This is a genomic window from Novosphingobium ovatum, assembly GCF_009909235.1.
Classification (GTDB): domain Bacteria; phylum Pseudomonadota; class Alphaproteobacteria; order Sphingomonadales; family Sphingomonadaceae; genus Novosphingobium; species Novosphingobium ovatum.
The window spans coordinates 177,261-202,026 of sequence record NZ_JAAAPO010000003.1; the positions used below are offsets into that span (position 1 = coordinate 177,261).

General features: G+C 66.6%; 22 protein-coding genes. 10 read left to right on the forward strand and 12 right to left on the reverse strand.

Translation table 11 applies throughout. The features are described 5' to 3' along the window. Positions 1 to 196: 196 nt before the first annotated feature. Together msrB and GTZ99_RS08455 are read left to right on the forward strand one after the other, a co-directional pair. Positions 197 to 583, forward strand: a complete 387-nt coding sequence (gene msrB, locus GTZ99_RS08450) for a peptide-methionine (R)-S-oxide reductase MsrB (protein WP_227711198.1) — start codon at positions 197 to 199, stop codon at positions 581 to 583. 224 nt (positions 584 to 807) lie between these two features. After that, entirely contained in the window at positions 808 to 2,883 is a 2,076-nt protein-coding gene (locus GTZ99_RS08455; protein WP_161718459.1) for a transglycosylase domain-containing protein, read from the forward strand. Between the two features lie 162 nt (positions 2,884 to 3,045). Here the strand turns inward: GTZ99_RS08455 and GTZ99_RS08460 are convergent, their stop codons facing one another. From GTZ99_RS08460 to GTZ99_RS08470, 3 genes are all read right to left on the reverse strand, one after another. After that, the gene (locus GTZ99_RS08460; RefSeq protein WP_161717866.1) at positions 3,046 to 4,680 is read right to left on the reverse strand and encodes a Do family serine endopeptidase; all 1,635 of its coding nucleotides are present in this window, start codon (positions 4,678 to 4,680) and stop codon (positions 3,046 to 3,048) included. Positions 4,681 to 4,959: 279 nt separating this feature from the next. Then, a complete protein-coding gene (gene hflC, locus GTZ99_RS08465) occupies positions 4,960 to 5,841 on the reverse strand; it encodes a protease modulator HflC (RefSeq protein WP_161717867.1) in 882 nt (293 codons plus the stop codon). Beyond that, the gene (locus tag GTZ99_RS08470; RefSeq protein WP_161717868.1) at positions 5,838 to 7,058 is read right to left on the reverse strand and encodes a protease modulator HflK; all 1,221 of its coding nucleotides are present in this window, start codon (positions 7,056 to 7,058) and stop codon (positions 5,838 to 5,840) included. Before GTZ99_RS08470 ends, hflC begins: the two co-directional genes overlap by 4 nt. A gap of 126 nt (positions 7,059 to 7,184) precedes the next feature. On the opposite strand from GTZ99_RS08470, the gene GTZ99_RS08475 reads away from it, so the two are divergent. The 3 genes from GTZ99_RS08475 to hemH are packed head-to-tail and all read left to right on the forward strand — an operon-like array spanning position 7,185 to position 11,518. After that, positions 7,185 to 8,216 carry an Mrp/NBP35 family ATP-binding protein gene (locus tag GTZ99_RS08475; RefSeq protein ID WP_161717869.1) on the forward strand — a complete coding sequence of 344 codons (1,032 nt, stop codon included), beginning with the start codon at positions 7,185 to 7,187 and terminating at the stop codon, positions 8,214 to 8,216. Between the two features lie 4 nt (positions 8,217 to 8,220). Further along, positions 8,221 to 10,503, forward strand: a complete 2,283-nt coding sequence (locus GTZ99_RS08480; protein WP_161717870.1) for a molybdopterin cofactor-binding domain-containing protein — start codon at positions 8,221 to 8,223, stop codon at positions 10,501 to 10,503. A 1-nt stretch (position 10,504) separates the two neighbouring features. Beyond that, positions 10,505 to 11,518 (forward strand): ferrochelatase, encoded by a 1,014-nt coding sequence (gene hemH, locus GTZ99_RS08485; RefSeq protein ID WP_161717871.1) that lies wholly within the window; start codon positions 10,505 to 10,507, stop codon positions 11,516 to 11,518. A 10-nt stretch (positions 11,519 to 11,528) separates the two neighbouring features. On the opposite strand, the gene GTZ99_RS08490 is transcribed toward hemH, so the two are convergent. The 3 genes from GTZ99_RS08490 to GTZ99_RS08500 form a co-directional block, all read right to left on the reverse strand. Continuing rightward, entirely contained in the window at positions 11,529 to 12,062 is a 534-nt protein-coding gene (locus tag GTZ99_RS08490) for a hypothetical protein (RefSeq protein ID WP_161717872.1), read from the reverse strand. A 102-nt stretch (positions 12,063 to 12,164) separates the two neighbouring features. Then, positions 12,165 to 12,707: a hypothetical protein gene (locus GTZ99_RS08495; protein ID WP_227711199.1), complete on the reverse strand. Its 543-nt coding sequence runs from the start codon at positions 12,705 to 12,707 to the stop codon at positions 12,165 to 12,167. A 107-nt stretch (positions 12,708 to 12,814) separates the two neighbouring features. After that, entirely contained in the window at positions 12,815 to 12,997 is a 183-nt protein-coding gene (locus GTZ99_RS08500; RefSeq protein ID WP_161717874.1) for a DUF1674 domain-containing protein, read from the reverse strand. 80 nt (positions 12,998 to 13,077) lie between these two features. Here GTZ99_RS08500 and GTZ99_RS08505 point away from each other — a divergent pair, with 80 nt between their 5' ends. Then, positions 13,078 to 14,379 carry an RsmB/NOP family class I SAM-dependent RNA methyltransferase gene (locus GTZ99_RS08505; protein WP_161717875.1) on the forward strand — a complete coding sequence of 434 codons (1,302 nt, stop codon included), beginning with the start codon at positions 13,078 to 13,080 and terminating at the stop codon, positions 14,377 to 14,379. A 28-nt stretch (positions 14,380 to 14,407) separates the two neighbouring features. Here the strand turns inward: GTZ99_RS08505 and GTZ99_RS08510 are convergent, their stop codons facing one another. Continuing rightward, entirely contained in the window at positions 14,408 to 15,073 is a 666-nt protein-coding gene (locus GTZ99_RS08510; protein WP_161717876.1) for a DUF4136 domain-containing protein, read from the reverse strand. Between the two features lie 141 nt (positions 15,074 to 15,214). Further along, positions 15,215 to 16,234, reverse strand: a complete 1,020-nt coding sequence (gene trpS, locus GTZ99_RS08515) for a tryptophan--tRNA ligase (RefSeq protein ID WP_161717877.1) — start codon at positions 16,232 to 16,234, stop codon at positions 15,215 to 15,217. Between the two features lie 176 nt (positions 16,235 to 16,410). Between trpS and GTZ99_RS08520 the strand changes: the two genes are divergently transcribed. Then, the gene (locus GTZ99_RS08520; RefSeq protein WP_227711200.1) at positions 16,411 to 17,220 is read left to right on the forward strand and encodes a transporter; all 810 of its coding nucleotides are present in this window, start codon (positions 16,411 to 16,413) and stop codon (positions 17,218 to 17,220) included. Here the strand turns inward: GTZ99_RS08520 and murJ are convergent. Both murJ and secB read right to left on the reverse strand, forming a co-directional pair. Beyond that, the gene (gene murJ, locus GTZ99_RS08525; protein WP_161717879.1) at positions 17,217 to 18,785 is read right to left on the reverse strand and encodes a murein biosynthesis integral membrane protein MurJ; all 1,569 of its coding nucleotides are present in this window, start codon (positions 18,783 to 18,785) and stop codon (positions 17,217 to 17,219) included. The two genes, GTZ99_RS08520 and murJ, sit on opposite strands and share 4 nt — an antisense overlap. Positions 18,786 to 18,848: 63 nt before the next feature. After that, the gene (gene secB / locus GTZ99_RS08530; protein ID WP_161717880.1) at positions 18,849 to 19,367 is read right to left on the reverse strand and encodes a protein-export chaperone SecB; all 519 of its coding nucleotides are present in this window, start codon (positions 19,365 to 19,367) and stop codon (positions 18,849 to 18,851) included. Between the two features lie 397 nt (positions 19,368 to 19,764). Here secB and GTZ99_RS16800 point away from each other — a divergent pair, with 397 nt between their 5' ends. The 3 genes from GTZ99_RS16800 to GTZ99_RS08545 all read left to right on the forward strand — a co-directional run bounded on the left by GTZ99_RS16800 (position 19,765) and on the right by GTZ99_RS08545 (position 22,575). Continuing rightward, on the forward strand, positions 19,765 to 20,430 hold the full coding sequence (locus GTZ99_RS16800; RefSeq protein ID WP_161717881.1) for a Tim44/TimA family putative adaptor protein: 666 nt from the start codon (positions 19,765 to 19,767) through the stop codon (positions 20,428 to 20,430). Between the two features lie 321 nt (positions 20,431 to 20,751). Beyond that, positions 20,752 to 21,969, forward strand: a complete 1,218-nt coding sequence (mltA, locus tag GTZ99_RS08540) for a murein transglycosylase A (RefSeq protein WP_406818590.1) — start codon at positions 20,752 to 20,754, stop codon at positions 21,967 to 21,969. 3 nt (positions 21,970 to 21,972) lie between these two features. Beyond that, positions 21,973 to 22,575 carry a Smr/MutS family protein gene (locus GTZ99_RS08545; protein WP_161717882.1) on the forward strand — a complete coding sequence of 201 codons (603 nt, stop codon included), beginning with the start codon at positions 21,973 to 21,975 and terminating at the stop codon, positions 22,573 to 22,575. Positions 22,576 to 22,582: 7 nt separating this feature from the next. Here GTZ99_RS08545 and GTZ99_RS08550 read toward each other — a convergent pair whose 3' ends face one another. Both GTZ99_RS08550 and ahpF read right to left on the reverse strand, forming a co-directional pair. Next, positions 22,583 to 22,918, reverse strand: a complete 336-nt coding sequence (locus tag GTZ99_RS08550) for a hypothetical protein (protein ID WP_201742441.1) — start codon at positions 22,916 to 22,918, stop codon at positions 22,583 to 22,585. A gap of 186 nt (positions 22,919 to 23,104) precedes the next feature. After that, on the reverse strand, positions 23,105 to 24,661 hold the full coding sequence (ahpF, locus tag GTZ99_RS08555) for an alkyl hydroperoxide reductase subunit F (RefSeq protein ID WP_161717884.1): 1,557 nt from the start codon (positions 24,659 to 24,661) through the stop codon (positions 23,105 to 23,107). Between the last annotated feature and the right edge of the window lie 105 nt (positions 24,662 to 24,766).

The window sequence follows — 24,766 nt, forward strand, 5'->3', positions numbered from 1 at the left end:
CGTCTATCACAAATGCGAAATTTTCGGCAATGTGATTGTCATGTTTGGTAACAGTTTTTCTGCTGACAGCGACATTCTTGCCGCAGTGGCGATGTCAGGGATATATGGCAAAACGTCACAGGCATATTGCATAGGAAGGGACGCCCACATGGCCAATGACTCCGCAAATGACGGAAAAGACACAGGTAACCTGCCCATGACCGAGGCCGAGTGGCGCGCCCGCCTGACCCCTGCGCAATATCACATCCTGCGCGAGGCCGGGACCGAGCGGGCCTTTACCGGGGAATATGACCACCATTTTGCGCCGGGGGACTATGTCTGCGCGGGCTGTGGCGCGCCGCTGTTCGATTCGGATGGCAAGTATAATTCGGGCTGTGGCTGGCCGGCCTTTTCTGCCCCGACTCCGGGCGCGGGAATCGATGAACACCGCGACGTTTCGCACGGGATGATCCGCACCGAAGTGCGCTGTGCCCGCTGCAATGGCCATCTGGGCCATGTCTTTCCCGATGGACCGGCGCCCACGGGTCTGCGCTATTGCATCAACAGCGCGGCGCTGGCCTTCCACCCGCTCGATCCGGACTGATCCGCGCCGCCATCTACGCCATAAGACGGAGGTGAAAACACATCGCCTCTTGTGCCAAGCTGATATATGGCGGCGACTTGGCAAGCTCTGGTTAACCCTGCGCGCGATAGGCGGCGGGCAGACTGGCGTAAACGCCCGCCTATCGCGGGTGATCGGGGTATTTGGACAGGGCGATGGCAAGATCGGATTTGCGGCGCGGCGCTTATCGGGCGGATGGCTCTGACATGTATGGCCCCAATGGGGGCGGTGATGGCCCGCGCGGGCCGCAATCGGGATGGAAACGGGTGTTGAAGAAAGTTGCGATCTGGCTTGGCGCGGCAGGGTTGCTGACGGCCTTTACGCTGATGATGATCGTGTTCTTTCAGGCGCGCGATCTGCCCGATTTCGATCAGTTGAAGTCCAGTCAGAACGGCCAGACCATTCTGGTGCGCGCGCGCGATGGGTCGGAACTGTTCTCGATGGGACCGTCCTATGGCAAATGGGTCAGCGCTGGCGAAATCCCGCAGGTGATGAAGGACGCCATCATCTCGACCGAGGACCGGCGCTTCTACAGCCACATGGGCATTGACCCGGTGGGCGTGGCGCGCTCGATCATGGTCAACGCCAAAAGCGGTAAGCGCCGTCAGGGTGCCTCGACCATCACACAGCAATTGGCGCGCACGGTGTTTTTGAACAACAGCCGCACCTTTGACCGCAAGATCAAGGAGGCGTTGATCGCGCTGGCGCTGGAATGGCGCTTTTCCAAGGACGAGATCCTCGAACTCTACCTGAACAAGGTCTATTTCGGCGGCGGTGCCTATGGCATTGACGCGGCCAGCCGCAAATTCTTTGGCCACGCTGGCACGCAATTGTCCCTGCCAGAGGCAGCGATCATCGCAGGGCTGGTCAAGGCGCCCAGCCATTACGCCCCGACCGCTGACGCGCAGGCCGCCGTTGACCGCGCCAAGGTGGTGGTCAGCGTGATGCTGGACGCAGGCACCATCACCTCGGAACAGGCCGCGCAGGCCGACCCGGCCAAGGTGCGTCTGGTGCAGGAAGCGGCGCAGACCTCGGTGCGGTACTTCACCGACTGGGCGCTGCCGCAGCTGGACGTGTTGTTGCCGGAATCGCGCGACCCGGCCAAGCCCGAAAATCTGGAGGTGTGGACCACACTGGACCCGGCGGCGCAGGATGCCGCCATGGCCGCGATGCAGGCCAATGTGCCCAAGGGCGCACAGGGCGCGCTGGTCAGCGTGGACCGCGATGGCGCGGTGCTGGCGATGGTGGGCGGGCTGGATTACGTCTCGTCCAACTATAACCGCGCGACCAAATCGATGCGTCAACCCGGCTCGGCGTGGAAGCTGTTTGTCTATCTTTCGGCGCTGGAAAGCGGCGTAAAGCCCGATGATCCGGTGGTCGACGAACCGGTCACCATCGACAATTGGAGCCCGCGCAATTCGGGCGGCAGCTATGCCGGGCAGATCGACGTGCGCACCGCCTTTGCCTATTCCAAGAACACGATTGCGGCCAAGTTGGGCCAGCAGGTGGGCTTTGACACAGTGGCGGCGATGGCGCGGCGGTTTGGCATCAACACGCCGATTTCCACCAATCCCTCGATGGTGCTGGGCACCAATGACGTGCGGGTGATCGACATGGTGCGCGCCTTTGCCGCCGTTTCGGCCAAGGGCGTGGCGGTTGAACCCTATGGCATCGTCAAGGTGCTGGGGGCCGATGGCCGGGTACTGTATGAACATGCCAGCCCGCAGGGGCAGGTGCTGGTATCGCCCACCGTGGCGGCGGGCATGACCGACCTGTTGCAGACCGCCGTCAACATCGGCACCGGCAAGGCGGCGCAGATCGGCCGCCCGGTCGCGGGCAAAACCGGCACCACCACCAGCAGCAAGGATGGCTGGTTCCTGGGCTTTTCCAGCGGGGTGACGACCGGCGTGTGGATGGGCCGCGATGACGCGCATCCGGTGGGCGGTCTGGCGGGCGGCGGGCCTCCGGCGCGGGCCTTTGCGCAATATATGAAGGTGGCCGTGGCCAAACGTCCGCCCGAACAGTTCGACACGCAACTGATCCTGCCCGAATTTCAGCTGGAGCCTGATGACATGGGCAATATGGTCGGCCCGGATGGCTATATGGTGCCTGATCAGGCGCCGGTCGATCAGGGGAGCGATCAGGGTTTTGACAATGGCATGCAAGTGCCGGTCGACCGTCCGCGCCGCGACACGCAGACCGGCCCGGACAAGAGCCTTGATGGCGGGCAGAGCGCGCCGCGCCGTCCCCGCGCCGCGCCCGCGCTGGACATCGACAACTGACCTGTGGCGGAGGCGGGGGCAAAGGCTTCCGCCGCTGCCGGGTTAGGGCGGTCCAAACGCGACCTTATTGTAGTCATTGACAACAAAAACCCCCGCTGGTGCGCAACCAGCGGGGGTTTTGTCAGGACCACCCCCGCAGGGGTGGCCGGAACGTCAGGGCAATCAGCGCAGGCGCAGGCCGATGAACACCGGCTGCTCACCGGGGCGCAACACCTGCAGGCTGATGGCCGAGCGGCCAGCCGCCTTGGCAGCGCGGATCACGCCCTCCAGCTCGGCCAGACTGCCGACCGGACGGCCACCGGCCGCCAACAGCACATCGCCGCTTTGCAGCCCCTTGGCCCCCGCGTCAGAGCTGGCGTCGACATCGGCCACCACCAGACCCTGCGTGCCAGGCTGCATGTTCAATTCCCGCGCGATAGCGGGCGTCAGCGGCCGCAAACGCAGGCCCAGCGCCTGTTCGATGACGTTGGAGCGGGTTTGCGCGCCCTGTTGCGCGCCGCCCGGACCACCGCCCTGTTCGCCCGCGCCACGGCGGCCGCCCAACACGCCGGCCAGTTCCTCGTCCGAGGGGCGGCGGCCTACGGTGACCTCCAGCATGACGCGCTTGCCATCGCGGATCACCTCGATGGGGATGCGGGTGCCGGGCGCGGTGCTGGCCACCAGGAAGGACAGCGTCTGTTCACGCGTCACATCCTTGCCCGACACCTTGACCACCACGTCGCCAGCCTTGATCCCGCCCAGCGCGCCCGCTTTGCCGGGCTCGACCATCTGCACGATCTCGCCCTTGTTATGGGGCAGTCCCATGCTTTCAGCCAGTTCGTCCGACAAAGGCTGAATGCGCACACCCAGATAGCCGCGCTCGATGCTTTGCCCGCGCATCAGTTTGTCGACGATGGGCGCGGCGATTTCGGCGGGAATGGCAAAGCCGATGCCCACGCTGCCACCCGTGGGCGAGAAGATCGCCCGGTTGATGCCGATCACCTGACCGCGCATGTCAAACATCGGCCCGCCCGAATTGCCCTGATTGATGGCCGCATCGGTTTGCAGATAGCGGTCATACGGGCTGCCCGAGCCGATGTTGCGATACACCGCCGAGATGATCCCTGCCGTCACCGTGCCGCCCAGACCGAACGGGTTGCCGATGGCGATCACCCAATCGCCCACGCGCGCGGCATTGCTGTCGCCAAACTTGACGAAAGGCAGCGCCTTGCCCGCATCAATCTTCAGCACGGCCAGATCGGAGGTGGTGTCCTTGCCGATCAGGCGGGCCGGATATTCGGTGCCATCGGCCATCGTGACCGAGATGGTCTCGACCACGCCTTGCCCCTCGGGCGTGATGACGTGGGCGTTGGTGACCACAAAGCCGTCCGCCGACACGATAAAGCCCGAGCCAAGCGACTGCGCCTCACGGGTCTGCCCGCCGCCGCGCTGCCCGCCAAAGCTGTTGCCGCCGCGCGGATCACCGCCGTTGCCACGGCCGCCAAAATCGTCGTCCGACCCGTCCTTGTCGCCAAAGATGCCCTCGAGCGGGGTGCCCGCGAACGGGTTCGCCCCACCCTGAGCGCCGCCCGCCACGCGCACGCGCTGACGGGTGGAAATGTTCACCACGGCGGGCTGCAACTGATGCGTCAGATCGGCAAAGCTGGCCGGGGCCCCGGCGCGCGGCACGATCTGCGAGAGGCGTTGCTGGTCATTTTGCGCTACTTGCGCCCCGGCGGGCATGCCGGTGATCAGCGAGACGGCCGCGCCGCCCACCAACAGGGCACTGGTCAATCCATAAGCGTATCGCACGGGCATTATCCTCTGGCTCTCTGTGCGGATACCCAAGTGTTTGGCCGGGGTATCCGTGGTATTTCGACAGCTTTGGCCTGATCTTGTGTCAAACACAGTATTCTTGTGTCAAACACGCGTGACTTTGGCCACAGCCGCCGCAAATATATTTGCGACTTGGGATCGGACGCCGGACGATCGCTTGGGATCGCGGCGGCGGCGCGCCCTTTGTCCTGCCCTATTCAGCGTGGCGCGCCTGAACGCAGTTTGAATGGCGCGCCGCCGATTGCCCCGGCGCGCCACCTGTTATCGTGAACGCGGCGCGCGGAACTGGCGCAGATATTCGTTGTCGGGCGTCAGGATGATGGTGCTGCTGCCCTTGCCCTGCGGGTTGGTAAAGGTGGCCTCATAGCTCTTCATCGCGCGGTAGAAGTCGTAGAACGCCGGGTCCTTGCCAAAGCTGTCGGCATAGATCTTGGCGGCGCGGGCCTCGGCATCGGCCTCGATGATCTGGGCGCGCTTCATGCCGGTGGCGCGGATGGCGGTGGCCTCCTGATCGCGGGCGGCCTCCATCTGGGCAAAGGCGCGTTCCAGCGGGGCGCCATCGGGCAGGTCGGCGCGCTTGATCCGCACATCGATCACCTGCACGCCATAGGCGCGGGCCTCATGGTCCAGAGCCTGCCGGATCTGTGCCATCATCGCCCCGCGTTCGGGCGTCAGCAGCGACTGGAACGTGTGGCTGGCCAGCCCCTGCCGCAGCGCCGAATTCAGGATCGGCTGCAACTGGTCCTGCAATTTCTCGGCGGTGCCGGCGGTGCGCACCATGCGCAGCGGGTCGATGATGCGATAGCGGGCATAGGCGTCAACATCCAGCCGCTGCTGATCAGAGGATGTCACCTTCTGGCGGTCCATCTCGACGCTCAACACGCGCTTGTCGATCAGCACCACCGTTTCGACAAAAGGCAGGCGAAGCGACATGCCCGCGCCCGTCTGGCCAAAGGGTTGACCGGGGTGATAGCGGTTGATGACGCGGTTGGGCTGGCCCAGCCGGACAACCACGGCCTGTTGCGTTTCGGGCACCACCACCACCGAGGTCATGGCCATCAGCCCCAGCGCGATCAGCCCTGCCGCGCCCAGCTTGGCGCCGGGGCCGAAATCGCGGCTCAGGAATTGGCGGATCAGGCTCATTTCACGCCTCCCTGACCATTGACCTGCAGCGGCGGAGGCGCTGCCTGCTCGGCGCGGCGGCGCAATTCGGGCAGCGGCAAATAGCCGTTGATCGAACTGGGGGCGACCACCTTGTCATTGGCGGACAACACGCGCTCCATCGTGGTGTAATACATGCGCTGTTTGGTCACCTCGGGGGCCAGCTTGTACTGGGCGTAAACCTTGTCAAAAGCGGCCGCGTCACCTTCGGCGCGGGCCACCACCTGCTGGGCAAAGGCCTGCGCGTTGGACAGGTCGCGGTTGGCATCCTGTTGGGCTGCCTGCACGCGCTGGAAAGCGTCGTTCACCTTGGCTGGCGGGTCGGCCTTCTTGATGTCGATGCCCTGAATCAGGATGCCCGATTTATACGCGTCCAGCACCGCCTGCATGCGTTCGCGCACGGCGGCCTCGATGTCGCCGCGGCGCTGGCCAAACATCACATCGTTCAGCTTCACCTCGGCGACGGTGGCGCGCATGGTGGCCTCGGCCAACTCGCGCACGGTCGCGTCGGGGTCTTTCAACTGATAGGTGTATTGCTTCAGGTCCTTGATGCTCCAGCGCACCAGATAGGACAGGTCGACCAGACTCTGGTCACTGGTCAGCACCAGATTTTCCGCTTCGCCATTGGGGATCGACTGGCTGCGGATCGAGGTGACGGCCACCACCTTTACCGACTGGATCGGCCAGGGCAGGGTGAAATTCAGCCCCGGCCCGATGGTGGTGGTGTATTTGCCAAATGTGGTGACGATGCCCTGCTGGCTGGACGAGAGCTGATGGCTGCAGGTCACCAGCAGCCACAGCGCCGCCGCGCCGCCGATCAGCCAGGGTGCCCAGCCGCGCGAATCCAGCCGGGGCGGCAACGGGAACAGCCCGCGTCCCGCCCCGCCCGGGCCATCGCCCGAACCACCGCCACCGCCACCGCCGCCACGCCGCTGGCGAAAGATATCCTCCAGCGAGGCGGCCGGGCGAGGGGCGCTGCCGGGCGGGGTCTGCCACGGGTTGCGCGGGCCGGAGCCGGACTTTGGTGCGTCGCCGGACTTGCCGGGGTCGGATGGGCGGGCGCCATCCTGCGCGTCCTCATCCTGATGCAGCGCCTGCCCCGGCGCGCGCCAAGGGTTGGGGCGAGGGGGAGCGGGCTGGGCGTTGGCAGGCTGATGCTTTGCCTCGCCCCGGTTGGGGTCGTCACGATGGTCCGTCATACTGGTTACTATAGGAAGCGTTTGACGCATTAACAGGGGGGACGGATCCGCAGGCAATGTAAAAACCCTGTTGGGGTGTGCGCGGGGGGCTGCTAACGGGCAGAGGAATACAGGAGAAATACCGTAATGACGCAGGATCGCCCCCTCCCGCAGCCTGACGCGCTCAAGGCGCTGTTGCCCGCCGCCACGCAGGCGCGGGTGCAATCATTGCGGGTGGGTGATGACGGCGCGGTGACGGCGGTGCTGGACGCCAGCGGGCTGGACGCGCTGGGCCGCGAAGTGCTGGAGGCCGAGGTCAAGGCCAGCCTGTCGCCCGCGCCAGGCGTCAGCGCCGTGCGAGTCGGACTGGTGGCCGATCGGCCCGCGCCTGCCGCCGGACAGGCGCCCGCTTCGGCCGGGCCGCTGATCATCGCGGTGGGTTCGGGCAAGGGGGGCGTGGGCAAATCCACGCTCTCGGCCAATCTGGCGGTGGCGCTGGCGCGTCAGGGTTTGCGGGTGGGGCTGGTCGATGCCGACATCTATGGCCCGTCGCAACCGCGCCTGCTGTCCACCGAAGGCCGCCGCCCAGAGGCCAAGGACAGCAAGATGTTCCCGATCCCCAGCCCGTTTGGCGTGGGGGTATTGTCGATGGGGCACCTGATCGACGCGGGCAAGGCGATCGCGTGGCGTGGGCCGATGGCGGCGGGCGCGCTGGGGCAATTGGTCGATGCTTGGTGGGGCGACACACAGGTGCTGGTGATCGACCTGCCGCCGGGCACCGGGGACGTCCAACTGACCATGGTGCAAAAGCACAAGCCGGCGGGCGCGGTGATCGTCTCCACGCCGCAGGATCTGGCGCTGATTGATGCGACCCGCGCGATGGACCTGTTCGCGCAGGCGGGCGTGCCGGTGATCGGCATGGTGGAAAACATGTCGGGCTATATGTGCCCGCATTGCGGCAATGTGTCCGATCCGTTCGGCTGTGGCGGGGTGGAGCAGGCCGCGGCCGAGGCTGGCCTGCCCTTCCTCGGCTCGGTCCCGCTGGATCTGGCCATCCGTCAGGCCAGCGACGCGGGCCAACCCCCGGCGGCAGGTGACAGCCCGCAGGGCGCGGCCTTTGCCCGGATCGCGGCGCGGGTGGCCGACTGGCTGGCGCATCATCCGGCCGCCCGGGGATAATCGCATGGTGCTGTCGCGGCGACAGGTGATGGTTGTGGCGGCGGCGGGCGGTGGCCTGCTGGTGGCCATGCCGCTGTTGCCCACCAGCTACCCCGACCCGACCCCCATCGCCCCGGACGAGCGCGCCTTTGGCGTGTGGATCCGCATCGACCGGGCGGGCATGGTCAGCGTGGCCGTGCCGCAACTGGAGATGGGGCAGGGGGTCAGCACCATCCTGCCGCAGGTGGTGGCGATGGAGCTGGGCGCGGATTGGCGGCAGATCGCGGTTGCCGCCGCGCCGATCAGCGAGGTCTGGGCCAATGCCGCGCTGGCCGCGCATTGGGCCGCGCTGTGGATGCCCGAAGGCGCGACACTGGCGGCGGCCCCCGATGGCCTGCTGGCCCGCCGCTGGGCCGAACGCAACCGCTTCATGGCCACGGCCGATGGCATGTCGCTGGCCGCCTATGAACAGCCCGCGCGCGCTGCGGCGGCGGTGGCGCGGATGCAATTGGCGGGCGCAGCGGCGGCCCGCTGGGGCATCGCGCCCGAACAATGCGATGTGGCCCATGGCCGCGTCAGCCATCAGGGCCGCAGTTTCGGCTTTGGCGAACTGGTGGATGATGCCGCCCGGCTGGCCCCTGTCAGCCCGCCGCCCTTGCGTCCCAACCCGCCACAGGAACACCCGCTGGGCATGCCGCCGGGTGCGCCGCTGGCCTATCCCCGGCTGGACCTGCCGGCAAAGGTCGATGGCACCTATCCCTTTGCCGCCGATATCCGCCTGCCCGGCATGGCCTATGCCGCGCTGGCGCAGGCCCCCCGCGGGATCGAGGCCACGCTGTCTGCCCATGATGATGCCGCCGCGCGCCGCATTCCCGGCGTGATCGATGTGGTGACGGGCGATGACTGGATCGCGGCGGTGGCCAGCAACAGCCACGCCGCCCAGCAGGCGGTGCAGGCGGCGGCTGCGCGCTTTGTCGTGGTGCACCCGGCCGACAGCGCCCGGATCGACGCGGCGCTGGATCAGGGCGTCAAGACCGGCGATGCTGACGATGTGCTGACCATTGGCGATGCGGCGGGGGTGATCGGGGCCAAGCCGCAATTGTCCTCGCGCTATGACGTGGGGGCGGGGGTCCATGCGCCGCTGGAAACCGCCAGCGTCACCATCCGCCTGTCGGGCAGCCCATGGGGTGGGCGCAAGGCCGAGCTGTGGATGGCCACCCAGACCCCGGAACGCGCGCGCATCGCCGTGGCGCGCGAAATCAATGCCGATGTGCGCGATGTGGTGCTCTATCCGCTGGGCGCGGGCGGCAGTTTCGACGCGCGGCTGGAAAGCGACCATGCCGCGCAGGCCGCGCGCATCGCCGCGCAGGTGCAGCGCCCGGTGCAATTGGTCTGGACCCGCTGGCAAGAGCAATTGGCCGCCCGCCCGCGCGCGCCCGCCGCGATTGTGGCCGCCGCGCGCACCGATCCGGCCGGGCGGGTGGCGGCGCTGGCCTTGCGGGTGGCGGCGCCTGCCACCAACCGCGAATTTGCCCGCCGCTTCATGGATCAGGTCAGCCCCACCGATGGCATCGCGGTACAGGGCGAGCGTGAGTGGATGGCGCTGGAAGACGCGCTGCCGCCGTATGACATCGGCCATCTGGCGATCAGCCATGTCCCGGTGGGGATCGGCCTGTCGACCGGACGGATGCGCGGGCAGATGGCGGTGGCTACCAGTTTTGCGGTGGAAAGCCTGATTGACGAGCTGGCCGTGGCGTCCGCGCGTGAACCTTTGGCCTATCGCATGGCGATGCTGGGCCATGACGCGCGGCTGGCGCAGTGTTTGCAGCGCGTTTCGGCGCTGGCGCAATGGAACGGCGGGCGCGACGGCAGCGGCGCGGGGCTGGCCTGTTGGCGCATGGGATCGGTGGCAAGCGGGGGCTGCATCGCCGCCATCGCCACCGCCCGCCGCGACGAGCAGGGCTTGCGCGTGGACCGCATCGCGGCGGTGGCCGACATCGGCCGCATCGTCAATGTCGACATCGCGCGTCAACAGATCGAGGGCGGGCTGATCTTTGGCATCGCCATGGCGGCCGGTGCCTCCAACCGCTGGGCGGGGGGGCTGCCGGTGGCGCGGCGCTTGTCGCAACTGGGCCTGCCGTTATTGGCCAATTGCCCCGAAGTCGAGGTTGAACTGATCGCCAGCAACGCCGATCCGTTCGACCCTGGCGAGTTGGGGGCGGTGGTCGCTGCTCCGGCGATCGCCAATGCGCTGTTTTCGGCCACGGGGGTGCGGATGCGTCGCCTGCCGCTGGCTGTGGAGGAATAGAATGGACAAGCCCGCCACCCATCCCGCCGCGCCGATTGGCAAGGTGGGGGTGATGCTGGTCAATCTGGGCACGCCAGAGGCGCCCGAGCCGGGGGCGCTGCGTCGCTATCTGGGGCAGTTCCTGTCCGATCCCCGCGTGATCGAGATACCGCGCCTGATCTGGTGGCCCATCCTGCACGGCATCATCCTGCGCACGCGTCCGGCCAAATCAGCCCATGCCTACAGTCAGGTGTGGACCGCCGACGGATCGCCCCTGGCCGCCATCACCAAGGCGCAGGCAGCCGATCTGCAAACCCGCATGGGGGCCCAAGTGCAGGTGGAATGGGCCATGCGCTATGGCCAGCCCAGTGTCGAAAACACGCTGGCGCGGATGAAGGCCGATGGCTGTGACCGCATCCTGATCGCGCCGTTGTACCCGCAATATTGTGGTGCCACCACCGCCAGCGTGATGGACGCGCTGGGCGATGGGATGCGGGCGCTGCGCTGGCAACCGGCGATCCGCACCTTGCCGCCCTATTACGACGATGCGCTGCATATCGGCGCGTTGCGCGATGATCTGTCGCGGCAACTGGCGGCGCTGCCATTTGGCCCCCGTGTGCTGGTGCTGTCGTTCCATGGCATGCCTGAACGCACGCTGCATCTGGGCGATCCCTATCACTGCCACTGCCGCAAGACCGCCCGCCTGTTGGCGCAGGCGCTGGCCCCCGATTGGCCCGCGATGCGGGTCGAGGTGGCGTTCCAGTCGCGTTTTGGCCGGGCCAAATGGCTGGAGCCTTCGACCGAAAGCGTGCTGGCGCGGCTGGGGGCCGAGGGCGCGCAAGGGGTGGTAGTGGCCGCCCCCGGCTTTGCAGCCGATTGCGTCGAAACGCTGGAGGAACTGGCGATCCGTGGCCGCGAGGTGTTTGAACAGGCCGGCGGCCGCAATTACGCCGTGCTGGAATGCCTGAACGCGGGCGATGATGGCATGGTGATGATCGAGGGGCTGGTACGGCGCGAATTGCTGGGCTGGGTTTAAGGCGCGGCGGTCAGGGCGCGACGCGATAGCCCTGTTTGGCTTGGACCAAGCGCGCGGGCTGGGCTGGCAGGGCGATCTTGAACGTGGCGCCATCATACATCCGCCCGCGGCGGATCAGTTGGTCGTTGGTCCGCGCCAACTCATAGCAAAACGTCTTATTGGCGATCACCGCGATCTGCGCCTTGGTCATGGCGACCATCTTTTGGTGCAGGGCGGGGCTGGCCAATATGCCGTGCTGCCAAAATCGGAAGGTAGGGACTTGGCTGAGGTCGATCTTGTGACAGAACTGCCCGTCCTGAATGAACAGATGGGCAGAGGCCTCCAGCACGATATCCGCCTCGCGATCCATGATGCGCAATTCGCGCATGATCCACCCGCCCTTGCCATCGCTGGTCACGGTGCGCAGGCTGGAGCAGATTTTGCGCGCGTCATCGGGATTGTCGCATAGCAGCGCGCCATCGCGAAAATCGGCCAGCGGGGCGGGCCACGCGACAGGGCCTGACGCGGCCAGCATGACAGGGGCAATCAGGGCAATCAGGCTCATGTGCTTGCTCGATCGGTGGTGTGTCCAAGAGTGAATACACGATGAGGCCTGTCGGCGGTTTAGGCCCCCTATGTGTGTTCGTCCCTATGGCGGGCGCAAGGCCTATGGCAGCAGGCGATAGTCCGTGTTGGCCGGCAGCACCGCTGCGGCGCGCGGCGGTTTGGTCAGGCTGCCCTGTGGTCCATAGAGTGTCAGGAAGCGCATCACCACATCGCCTTTGCGTATCAGGCGCGTGCACACATCCCGGTCCATGATCAGGGACAATAGCGGGCGGGTCCGTTCAAAAACGGCCTGACGCTCGGCGCCGGCCAACAGGCGGCCATTGTCATGCACCACCTGCGATTGGCGCAATTCTTCGGTCAGGTGATAGCAATACATCTGATCGCGCAGAAACAACGGGGCAGCCAGCGCTACCGTCAGATTGTTGGTCGGCTCGATCCGCCCTTCTATATGCAAAACCCATCGCCCGCCCGATGCGGCTTTGACCCGCGAGATGGACCAGCACAAGTGGCGTTGCGGATCTGGGCGGTCGCACACGACCTGCCCGTTGCGGAATTCGGCCAGCGCGGGCGGCATTGCGGGTGCGGCGGGCAGCGGCGTTGCGGCTGCCATGGCCATGGGCAGGGAGAGGGCCAGGATGCTCATGCGCAAAGAGGCTACAGCCTGCGCCTTGCGGTTTGGGTGATGGCTGTCCCCGGCAATCCCCCTATGCCTGCGCCTGCCCTATGCCTGTGGCCAAGAGCCGCGCAGGGTCAAAAATCCCACGCGATCCCCTTGCGGGTGAAATCGCCGTAACGGGTGGGGGACAGGCCCTCGGGGTCTTCCTCGTCCTTGGGGGCGGCGGGGGCGGGGACGGGATCGTTGGTCCAATGGGCGGGCTTGGTAAAGCCTGTGGGGCGCTGCGTGGCGCGCGGGCGGGAGGAATCTTGCGTCATGGGCGACAGATGGGCGCAGGGGCCACGGAATGCAAGCCGCCCGATTTGGCGATTTCCGTGCAATGCTGTAGGGGGCGGCGATGAAGCCAGTCCAGCCACCCCACTCGTCGCGCCGCTATAACACCAGCCGTCCCACGCGCCAGCCCCGCCCGCAACCAGCCGAGGTCGCGGGTCTTGCCCCGCGCAAGGCGGCGTTGCGGATGGTCGATGCCGTGCTGCGCCGGGGTGAGACGCTGGATAATGCGGTGCCTTCGGCCTGTCAGGGACTGGGGCTGGGCGCGGACCGGGCGCTGGCCCGCGCGCTGGCGGCCGAGGCCTTGCGCTGGATGGTGGATCTGGACGCGTTGATCGACAGCGCCACGCAGCAGGTCCTGCCCGAGGACGCCAAGCCGCGCGCGGTGTTGCGCCTGATGCTGGCGGGCTGGCTGCGGCTGGACACGCCGCCCCATGCCGTGGTTGCCACCGGGCTGGAACTGTTGTCGGGCGGGCCGCGCCGTTTGGCGCATGGCGTGTTTTCGGCGCTGGTGCGCCGCGGGGTAGGCCTGCCCGATGCGCCCACCTTGCCCACGGCCGTTGCCGAGCGCTGGGCCGAACGCGCAGCGCCGATCGCCGCTGGGCTTGCCGTGCCGCCGCCGCTGGACATTTCGGCGCGCGCCGAGGCGCTTGTGCCCGAAGGCGTCAGCCTGATGCCCGGCCATGTGCGCTGCGGGCGCGGCGATGCGGTCGAAACGCTGGCCGGGTATGAGGCCGGGGGGTGGTGGGTGCAGGATCTGGCGGCCGCTTTGCCCGCGCGGCTGGTCGGCGCGCCGCCCCGCGCGGGGGCGCGGGTGCTGGACCTGTGCGCCGCGCCGGGAGGCAAAACGATGCAATTGGCCGCAGCCGGGTGGGATGTGACCGCGCTGGACGCCAGTCCGCGCCGGTTGGAACGGGTGGCCGCCAATCTGAAGCGCACCGGATTGCAGGCGGCGATGGTGGCGGGGGACGCGATGCAATGGACGCCGGACGCGCCGTTTGACGCGATCCTGATTGATGCGCCCTGCACCGCCACGGGCACCTGCCGCCGCCACCCCGATGTGTTGCACCGCATCGGCCCGCGCCAGATCGCCGAAATGGCCGAGATCCAGCAGGCGATGCTGGCCCGCGCGGCGGGCTGGTTGGCGCCGGGCGGGCGGCTGGTCTATGCCGTCTGCTCGCTGGAACGGGCCGAGGGCGAGGATCAGGCCGAGGCGTTTACCGCGCTGCGCCCCGACCCGATCACCGCTGATGAACTGCCGCAGGGGCTGACCCCGACGGCGCAGGGGTGGTTGCGCACCGATCCGGGGATGCTGGCCGATCAGGGCGGGCTGGACGGGTTCTTCGTCGCGCGCTGGCGGGCGGGCTAACCCGCCCGTTGGGCCCTGGGGCCGGCGCTTACTTGGCGGCCGGCTTTTCCGGGGCGACGGTGATGCGCAGCGTCTCGCCCGAATTGCCCGGGAAGCCGGTGAACATCGCCTGCACCAGATTGGGCACCAGCCATTGCAGCTTGTTCGAGGGGGAGAGCGCCTCGGCGCGGCCTTCGAACAGGCGCTGGGTGTTGCGGTCCTCGATCTTCAGGCTGATGTGGCTGGCATAGACGGTGTAGCTGTCGATGCGGCGATCATTGAACGGATCGTGCCAGCCCCAACCCCACGCGCCCGGCATATAGCCATACCCATAGCCATAGCGCCCATGCGGGGCATAGCCGTACCATGGGCTCCAGAACGGATCGGCAAAGGGCGAGGACTGGACCATCGTGCGCCCCTTGTCCACGCCATAGGCAAAGCGCACGATCAGCGTGGCGGCATCGGGGCTGGCGGCCGGAGCATAGCCCTTGCGCGAGAGTTCGGTGGCGACATCGCGGGCATATTGGGCAAATTCGATCCCGCCCGCCAGCGCCGGATCATCCGGCACGATGGCAAAGCTTTGCCCCTGTGGCGCAGGCAATTGCGTCTGGAACCGGGTGACGCGGGTTTCCAGCCCCGTGGCACAGGCCGACAGGCCCAGCGCCAGCAGGCCCGCCACTGCTGCCTTGATCAAACGCGATGCGACGCCGTTCATGTTCTTGCTCCGCCAAAGCCGGGTTGCGGCCATCACGCCATCTGCGCGCGCAACACCGCTATCGTCAAGCAGGTTGCGCGCGACAGGCTGAACCGAGGTTGAATGGGGCCGGTTTAGCCGCGCAACAATCCCCCGCGCGGTTTATCCGCGCAACAATCCCAGCGCGTCATATGCGGCCGCCAGTGTCGGGGCGGCGGCGGCGCGGGCCTTTTGCGCGCCCTTGCGCAGGATCGCGTCCAGCGCGTCGCGATCATGGCGCAGGTCGTTGAACCGGGCGTTGATGGGCGAGAGCTTCTCGACCAGCAATTCGCCCAGCGCCGGCTTGAAAGCGCCAAAACCCTTGCCGCCGAAATCGGCCAGCACCTGCGCCTGGCTGACGCCTGCCATCACGGCATAGATGCCCACCAGATTGCGCGCCTCGGGACGGCCCTCCAACCCTTCGATCTCGCTGGGCAGCGGTTCGGGGTCGGTCTTAGCCTTCTTCACCTTGGACATGATCGTGTCGGCATCATCCGTCAGGTTGATGCGGCTCATGTCGCTGGGGTCGGATTTGGACATCTTGTTGCTGCCATCGCGCAGGGACATGATGCGCGCGGCCTCGGGCGGGATGATCGGGGCCGGCTGGACAAACAGCGGCTTGTCCTCGGGGCAGAAGTCATTGTTGAACTTTTGCGCGATGTCGCGGGCCAGTTCCAGATGCTGCTTCTGGTCCTCGCCGACGGGGACGTGGGTGGCCTGATACAGCAACACGTCGGCGGCCTGCAGCACCGGATAGGTGTACAGCGCGACCGAAACCGAGTCCCGGTTCTTGCCCGCCTTGTCCTTGAACTGGGTCATGCGGCTGAGCCAGCCCATGCGCGCCGTGCCGTTCAGCAGCCATTGCAGTTCGGCATGGGCAGGGACCTGCGTCTGGTTGAACAGGGTGGATTTGTCCGGGTCCACGCCACAGGCCACCAGCGCGGCGGTCATCTCACGCGTGTTGGCCGACAGGGCGGCCGGATCATGCGGCATGCTGATCGCGTGCAGGTCGGCCAGAAAAAAGAAGCATTCGCCACCCGAAGCTGCAGCATCGTTCTGCATCGCCACCCAATTGCGGATCGCCCCCAGATAATTGCCAAGGTGGAGATTGCCCGTGGGCTGAATGCCGGAAACGATGCGCATGGGATGTGATTCCATTGGTGACTGAACTGATCGGGGCGATGCCCGCTGGCCACAGGATGCGCAAGAGGCTTGACGTCGCAATTCGGCAGTTGCTGCGGTTTGAAGCATTGCCTACGCGTTCAGCCGGATCCAGCCTTAGGCTAGAATTCGGCAAGTTTTGGCATCAGGGGCGGATGATGAAGAGCCTGTTCACCCGTGCGGCGCTGCTGGGCGCCAGTGTCATCGCCTTTGGCGCGGCCGCTTCGGCCCATGCCGAGGAGCGCCCGTTCTGTTCGGGACGGCCGGGCATGGGCACCTCGCCCTGCGCCTTGTCGCCGGGGCGGGTGATGCTGGAAACGGGCGTCGACTGGCAACGGATCGAGGACGACACTGGCCTCCATGACACCACCGCTTTTGGTCAGGCGATCCTGCGGGTGGGGGTGACCTCCACCATGGAACTGAACGTGGGTTGGAATGGCTTTACCACTCTGCGCGACCGTGATCAGTCCGGCGAAGTGGCGGTGGACCATGGTGCGGCCGATGCCTTGATTGCGCTGAAATACAATCTGAAAAACCCCGATGGATCGGGCGTGTCGATTGCCCTGTATCCGTTCCTGACGGTGCCTGTGGGCAAACGCGGCATCGGGTTGGAACATATGTCGGCGGGGCTGGTGGTGCCGGTTACCTTGCCCCTGCCGCATGAATTCAGCCTGGATATCCAGCCGCAGATCAGCGCCGTGGTGGACGATACCAGCACCGGGCACAATATCACCTGGGGGACGACCGTCACGCTGGCCCGCCCCGTCACCGCGCGCCTGACGTTGCAGGCAGAGGTCGGCTGGCAGCGCGTGGAAACCGTCGAGCGCGGAGAATCGACCGCCTATGTCGGGTTTGCCGGTGGCTATATGTTGACGCCGCGTTTGCAACTGGATGTCGGGATCAACCTGCGCCTGTTGGGGCAGGTGGCCGATCATCAGGTGTTCTTTGGCATGTCGCGCCTGTTTTAACCGGCCTTGCGCCGCCGCAACAGCCCCAGATCGTCCCGCGTAAAGGCGCCCAGCGCCAGCGTTGCCGCGCCATAGACCGCCGCGCCCGCACCTACCAGTGCCAGCATCGCCGTGCCGCGCACCACCCACGATCCATGCGTATAGGGCATCAGCCAGCGCTGCGAGATCCACATCACCAGCCCCATCGTCAGCGCCGCCACCGCCAGCCGCCACGCGCGGCGGATCAGGCGGGCGTCAGGTGCGAAATCGCCTCGCCGGCGCAGTGTGCCATACAGCAACGCGACATTGACCGTGGAGGACAGCGCCGTGGCCAGCGGCGGCCCCATATGGCGCAGCGGCAGGATCAGGATCAGGTTCAGCACCAGATTGACGACCATCGACCATGTGGCAAACTTGACCGGGGTTTTGGTGTCGTGGCGGGCGTAAAAGCCGGGCGTCAGCACCTTGACCAACACATAAGAGGGCAGGCCGATGGAAAAGGCCGCCAGTGCTTGCGCGGTCAGCATCGTGTCGGTGGCGGTGAAGCGGCCATAGCCGAACAGCGCCGCCGCGATCGGTTCGCCACAGAACACCAGCCCCACCGTCGCGGGCAGGGTCAGCGCCAGCGCCAGTTCCATGCCGCGGTTCTGGGTTTCCATCGCGCCGGCTTCATCGCCCGCGCCCAATTGGCGGCTGATGGTGGGCAGCAGTACCGTGCCCATGGCAATGCCGATCAAGCCCAGCGGCAATTGGTTCAGCCGGTCGGCCAGATAGATATAGGTCACCGCGCCATGGTCCAGCAGGCTGGCGGCCAGCGCGGTCGAGATTACCAGATTGATCTGCACCGCGCCCGCGCCTGCGGCGGCCGGCAGGATCAGCGCCATCAGCGTCTTGACCTCTGGCGTCAGGCGGGGCCAGCGCGGGCGCAGCGACACGCCGTTTTGCCGCGCCGCCCATGCCAGCCACGCCAGCTGCAGCACCCCCGACACCGACACCGCCGCGGCCTGATTGCGCGCCGTGACAAAGGGATCGGGCGAATGGAACAGCAGCAGCGCCGCGATCAGCGTCAGGTTCAGGAAAATCGGCGCGGCCGCATTCACCCAGAACTTGTGCAGCGAATTCAATATGCCCCCCAGCAGGCTGACCAGCGAGATCAGCATCAGATAGGGGATCGTCAGGCGCGACAGGCTGACGGCATAGGCGAACTGGTCGGGGGAGACCCCGTTGAACTTGCCCGACAAGGCCCATGTCACCGGCCATGCGAACAGTTCCAGCGCCAGCGTCATGACGATCAGCACCGGCAACAGCACGGACAGCGCAGCCTCGGCAAAGGCGATGCCGTCTGGCAGGCCGCGCCCATCGGGATCGGCGACCTTCTTGTTGAACATGGGGACAAAGGCGCTGGCAAAGGCGCCTTCGGCAAACAGCGCGCGGAACATGTTAGGCAGGCGGAACGCCACCAGAAACGCGTCCGAGGCAAACCCTGCGCCGATCATCCGGGCAAACAGCGAATCGCGTGCCAAGCCCAAGATGCGGCTCAGCAGCGTCAGCCCGCCAATCGTGCCTGTGGCCTTGAGAAGGTTCATGTCAGCCGATGCGGTTGGGCGTCAAAAAGGGTGGGGGCGCCGTGATGGGCGCCCCGCATGCGATCAGGCGTTGCCGGCGGGCTCGGCGGCCGAGAGGTCGCCTTCCTGCGCGGCCTGGGCCTGCAACTGCTGCATGTACAGGCCGTTGAAATCGATCGGCTCCAGCATGACGGGGGCGAAACCGGCGTCACGCACGGCATCCGACACCACGCGGCGAGCGAAGGGGAACAGGATGCGCGGGGCCTCGGCAAACAGGAAGGCGTGGGCCTGCACTTCGTCCAGATTGCGCATGCCCACCAGACCGGCATAGCTCAGGTCGACGATATAGGCGACGCCCGCATCTGCCTTGGCGCGGATCTCGACCTTCAGTTCGACTTCATGCACCTCGCCCTGCACGGCGCGGGCGGCGATGTTGAACTGCACGTCCAGTTGCGGCGCGTCCTGCCACGAGAAGCACTCGGGCGAGTTGGGGTTCTCGACCGACAGATCCTTCACATATTGCGTGATGATGCCCGCGCTGGGCAGCGAATCGTCCGTGCCATCCAGCTTGAGCGAGGAGGTGACGTTGCCATCTTCGGCCATGATGCAAACTTTCCTTGGGCGCGGGATGCGCGCGATGGATCCATGTGCCGGCCCTCGTGCGGCGGTTGTCCCGCCGCGCGCTCGCACCGACAATTGCGCCGCGCCTAGCATCCCGGCGCAGCGCGGGCAATCCATACAGCGCCTGCCGCGCGCCAAAGCGCTGCCGCGCCTTGCTGCGGAGTCGTACCGAGTAAGGCGGCGTAATGGGTTACCCCTTGCCCGCAGGCGGGCCGATGCGGTTCCCCCCAAGCCGCCCTTTGCGGAATTTTTATACCCTTTGAGGCAAATTTCCCCATGCCCGGGGGTGGTGCAGGCGTTGTTCATTTGTCAATCGCCACTATCTAGGGCATGTTTGGAAAGGCCTTCATGTCGGGGGCCACAAGGTGGATTTCCGCGCGTGACTGTTCAAATCGTCATTCTGGCCATGATCGCAGCCTTTTTGGGCATGCGCCTGTATTCCGTGCTGGGCCGCCGTGCCGAGCATGGGGAGGAGCCTGTGCAGAGCCGGTTTGATGCCAACGCCGGGCCAACTGGCGGGGCGGCTCCGGCTGGCGCGCCACAGGCGGTTCCAGCCCCCGCCGCGCGGGTGCGTGACATGGCGCCGTTCCAGCCTGCCGTCGAAAACGGCCTGCGCGAGATCGCCAATGCCGATCGCCGCTTTGACCCGGCCGCCTTTGTCGAGGGCGCGCGGGGTGCCTATCGCCTGATCCTTGAAGCCTTCTGGCGCGGGGACAAGGACGAATTGGTCCACCTGTGCGACCCTGAAGTCGCCCGCAGCTTTGCCGAGGCGATCGACGCCCGTGTCGCCGCTGGCGAAGTGCCTGACAACCGTCTGGTGCGGATCGAGGAAGCGGTGATCACCGCCGCCAGTCTGACCGGGCCGGACGCGCGGATCGCGGTGCGTTTCGTGGCCGATATCGCCGCCGTGACGCGTAACGCCGATGGCGTGGTGATTGCCGGCTCGCTGAACGATGCGGTTGAGGTACGTGATGTCTGGACCTTCCGCCGCGCGGTGCATTCGGGCCATCCCGATTGGATGCTGACCGAAACCGACGTCGACTGAACCGGTTTATCCGATGTCCCTGAAAAGCGCGCGACCCAAGGGTGGCGCGCTTTTTCCTATGTGGCGGGGCATCTGCGCCCCTCGGCCTTGCCCTTATGGTCAAGCGGTGGAAAATCATCGGCAATAGCTTGCGCCTGACCGGGCGATGCGGGCAAAGGGTGCATGACGTGCGCCTGTGGGGCGCCCGTGCAGGAAAGGGCACTGGACATGGTGGCATTGCGCTGGCGTCTGGCCGCGGGACTCGCGGCGGTGGCGTTGCTTCCCGGTTGTCGGATCATTCCCAAACCCAAACCGCCGATGGGCTATCCCAATGCGCGCCAGATGCCGCCGCCCGGTGCCGCCCAGCGCGGTGGGCCGCCGGTGGCCAGTTATGCCGCTCCGGCACAGTCCGCGCCTGCGCCGGTGGCTTCGCCCGCGCCCGCGGGGCCGACATCGCTGTTGCCGCCGCCACCTGCCAACGCGATTCAGGCCGGGCTGCGCGCGGGGCCAGAGTTTTCGGCGCTGGGGCTGACCGACGCGACCGCTCGGCCGGCGCTGGTCTCGTTCCGGGAAAGCTGTCCCGCATTGGTCAACCGCCGCGATCCCAGCGGTTTGGTCCAGCCCGAGGACTGGCAGCGGATCTGTGCCAGTGCCACGCAATGGCCGGCCGACAACGCGGCGGGCTTTTTCTATGCCCATTTCGAAACGGTGGTGGTGGGCGATGGCCGGGCTTTTGTGACCGGCTATTACGAGCCCGAGATTGCCGGGGTGCGCCAGCGCCAGCCCGGTTATGATACGCCGGTCTATGCCGTGCCGCCTGACCTGGTCCATGCCCGTCCCGGAGATGCGCCGGTGCGGCCCAATGGCATGACGCCCTTTGGCCGCTATGACCAGAACGGCCAGTTCACCGGCTATTTCGACCGCGCCCAGATCGAATCCGGCATTCTGGCCGGGCGCGGGCTGGAAATCGGCTGGGTGGCCGATCCGGTAGAGTTGTTCTTCCTGCAGGTGCAGGGTTCGGGGCGCCTGCGCGGGCCAGACGGCAGTGTGATCCGCATCGGCTATGCCGCCGACAACGGACTGTCCTATGTCAACATTGGCGCGGCCATGCGCGAACGCGGACTGATCGGCACCGGGCCGGGGCAATATCCCGGATCGATGCAGGGCATCATGCAATATATCCGCGAACACCCCGAACAGGGGCAGGCGCTGATGTTGCAGAACCGCTCGTATGTCTTCTTCCGCGAACTGACGGGCGATGGGCCGATTGGCGCGCTGGGCGTGCCGGTACGGGCCAATGTGTCGATTGCGGTCGATCCGCTGTTCATCCCGCTGGGCGCGCCGGTGGCGTTGCAGATGGACCGTTCGGCGGTCAGTGGGCTGTGGGTGGCGCAGGACACCGGCGGCGCGATCAAGGGGGCCAACCGCATCGATTCCTTCTGGGGCGCCGGGCAAGAGGCCCGCACCATCGCGGGCGGCATGGCGTCGCGCGGGGCGGCGGTGGTGCTGTTGCCGCGCGGTGCGCTGGCCCGGGCGATGGCGCGGGGCGCGGCGCAATAAGGCATGGCGGGCAGGGGGCTTTTGGCGCGCGGCTTTGCCCCGGCGCGGCCGCCCGCGCGGCGCCTGTCGGCCGAGGAAGCCGATCTGTGGGCGCGTGTGGCCGAAACCATCGTGCCGCTGGAACCGCGCCGCGTGGCTGTGCCGGTGGTCGAGCCGGACCTGCCGGTTGTCGCCCCGCCCGTGCTCAAGCGGGTCAAGGGGCGCGTCCCTCCGCCTTTGCCCGCGCCCGTTGCGCCCGCCGCGCCTGCGCGCCCGCTGGACCGGCACGGGCTGGACGCGGGCTGGGACAAACGGCTGGCCAAGGGGACGATATCGCCCGACTTTACGCTGGACCTGCACGGCAGCACGCTGGATCAGGCGCACAGCCGGCTGGACCACGGTCTGACGCTGGCGCTGGCGCAGGGCGCGCGGGTGGTGTTGCTGGTGACGGGCCGGGCCCGCCCGGTGGAATCGGCCGATCGAGGCGACCGGCGCGGCGCCATTCGCGCCAAATATCTGGACTGGCTGGCCCATGGCAGCCACGCCTCACGCATTGCGGCCGTGCGCCCCGCCCATCCGCGCCATGGCGGCGGCGGGGCGGTGTATATCGTGCTGAAACGGAAATAGCGCGCGCTTATTGGACGTAGATATGTTCCAGCCAATAATCGTTCATCCAATCGGCATAGCCCAATAGCTCACCCTGACGGCGTTCCTGTACGGCGGTCCATGGGGTGTCGGCCAGCATCAGGTCCAGCATGGGCTGGATGCGCCATTCCTCACCTGGAAGGGCAAAGAGGACGTGGTGATAGACCTGTGCCCCCACCCCGTCGGCCTGTGAGAAATGGTCGTGCCGCCGCATCTGGCCTGCCGCCACGGCGCGGTCGAACAGCCGAAAGTAGCGCAGCATGATGTCCGGGAACCAATCCTTGCCATCGATGAAATAGGCCAAAGGCTTGCATCCGCGCAGCATGAGGCCAAGTTCCCGATTTGTGTGGAACAGATATGGCAGGTCGCGGACGAGGTTGCTGAGCATCGTTCAAGGTTACAGCATGTATTATGCGTGGCAATGGGATCTGTTGTGCCGGTTTTTCGTTTTTGTTTGTGCGGTATGCCAAGGGTTTTCAGACCCTTGGCATGCCTTGGCAAAAGGTTATCCTCAATTCCGGATCATGTAGTCAAATGCCGACAGTCCCGCCGTGGCGCCTGCGCCCATGGCGATGATGATCTGCTTGTAGGGCACCGTGGTGCAGTCGCCGGCGGCGAACACGCCGGGGATGCTGGTGGCGCCCTTGGCGTCGATCTCGATCTCGCCACGGGGCGAGAGGGCGATCGCGCCCTTCAGCCATTCGGTGTTGGGCACCAGCCCGATCTGGACAAAGATTCCTTCCAGCTCAACCGTGTGGATCGTGCCGGTGGCGCGGTCCTCATAGGTCAGGCCGGTCACCTTGGCGCCATCGCCCAGCACCTCGGTCGTGCGGGCGTTGGTCAGGATGGTGACATTGGGCAAGCTGCGCAGCTTGTCCTGCAACACCGCATCGGCGCGCAGCACCGTGTCAAACTCGATCAGGGTGACATGCGCCACGATGCCCGCCAGATCGATCGCCGCTTCGACGCCGCTGTTGCCACCACCGATCACCGCCGTGCGCTTGCCCTTGAACAGGGGGCCATCGCAGTGCGGGCAATAGGCCACGCCCTTGGTGGCGTATTCGGCCTCTCCGGGGACGTTCATGTTGCGCCAGCGCGCGCCGGTTGACAGGATCACACTGCGCGCCCGCAGCGTTGCGCCATTGGACAGGACGATGCTGTGAAGACCACCGGGAGCTTCGGCCGGGATCAGCTGCTGGGCGGTGGACAGGTTCATGATGTCCACCTCATACTCGCGCACATGGTTTTCCAGCGCGGCGGCCAGCTTTGGCCCCTCGGTGTGGCTGACCGAGATGAAGTTCTCGATGCCCAGAGTGTCCAGCACCTGCCCGCCAAAGCGCTGCGCGGCGACACCCGTGCGGATGCCCTTGCGCGCGGTATAGACGGCTGCCGCCGCGCCAGCGGGGCCACCGCCGATCACCAGCACCTCGAACGGATCCTTGGCGTTGATCGCGGCGGCTGCCTTGGCGTCGGCGCCCACATCCAGTTCGGCGACGATCTCTTCTAGCGTCTTCTTGCCCGACAGCCACATGGCATCGTCCTTGAACACGGCGGGGACGGCCATCACGCCGCGCGCGTCGACCTCTGCCTGATAGGTGCCGCCCTCGATCAGGGTGGCGGAATAGCCGGGGTTCTTCAGCGCGATCAGCGTCAGCGCCTGCACCACATCGGGGCAGTTGTGGCAGGTGAGCGAGAAATACATCTCGAACGCATGGCCGCCCGGCAGGTCGGCGATCTGCGCCAGTGTCTCGTCCGCCACCTTGGGCGGGTGCCCGCCAGCCCACAGCAGCGCCAGCACCAGCGAGGTGAACTCGTGCCCCATCGGCAGTCCGGCAAAACGCACACGGTCATGCGCCTGCGCCACAGGGCTGATGGTGAAGCTGGGCTTGCGCGCGTCATCGCCGTCAAAGCGGGCAGAGACCTTGTCCGACAGGGCGGCGATCTGGGTGATCAGCTCGCGGGTCTGGGCGGACTTGGCATCGTCACCCAGGCTGGCGACCAGTTCGATCGGTTCGCGCAGCATGGCCAGATATTGCTTAAGTTGGGCGGACAGATTTGCGTCGAGCATGGGGTGGTCCTTGTGCGAGTAGCATGGGCGCAGAGGGGCGCGCCCGAAATGTCATCCGGCGTGAATGCAGCGTGATGCGCTGTGTCAGGGCTGGGCAGGGCCAGG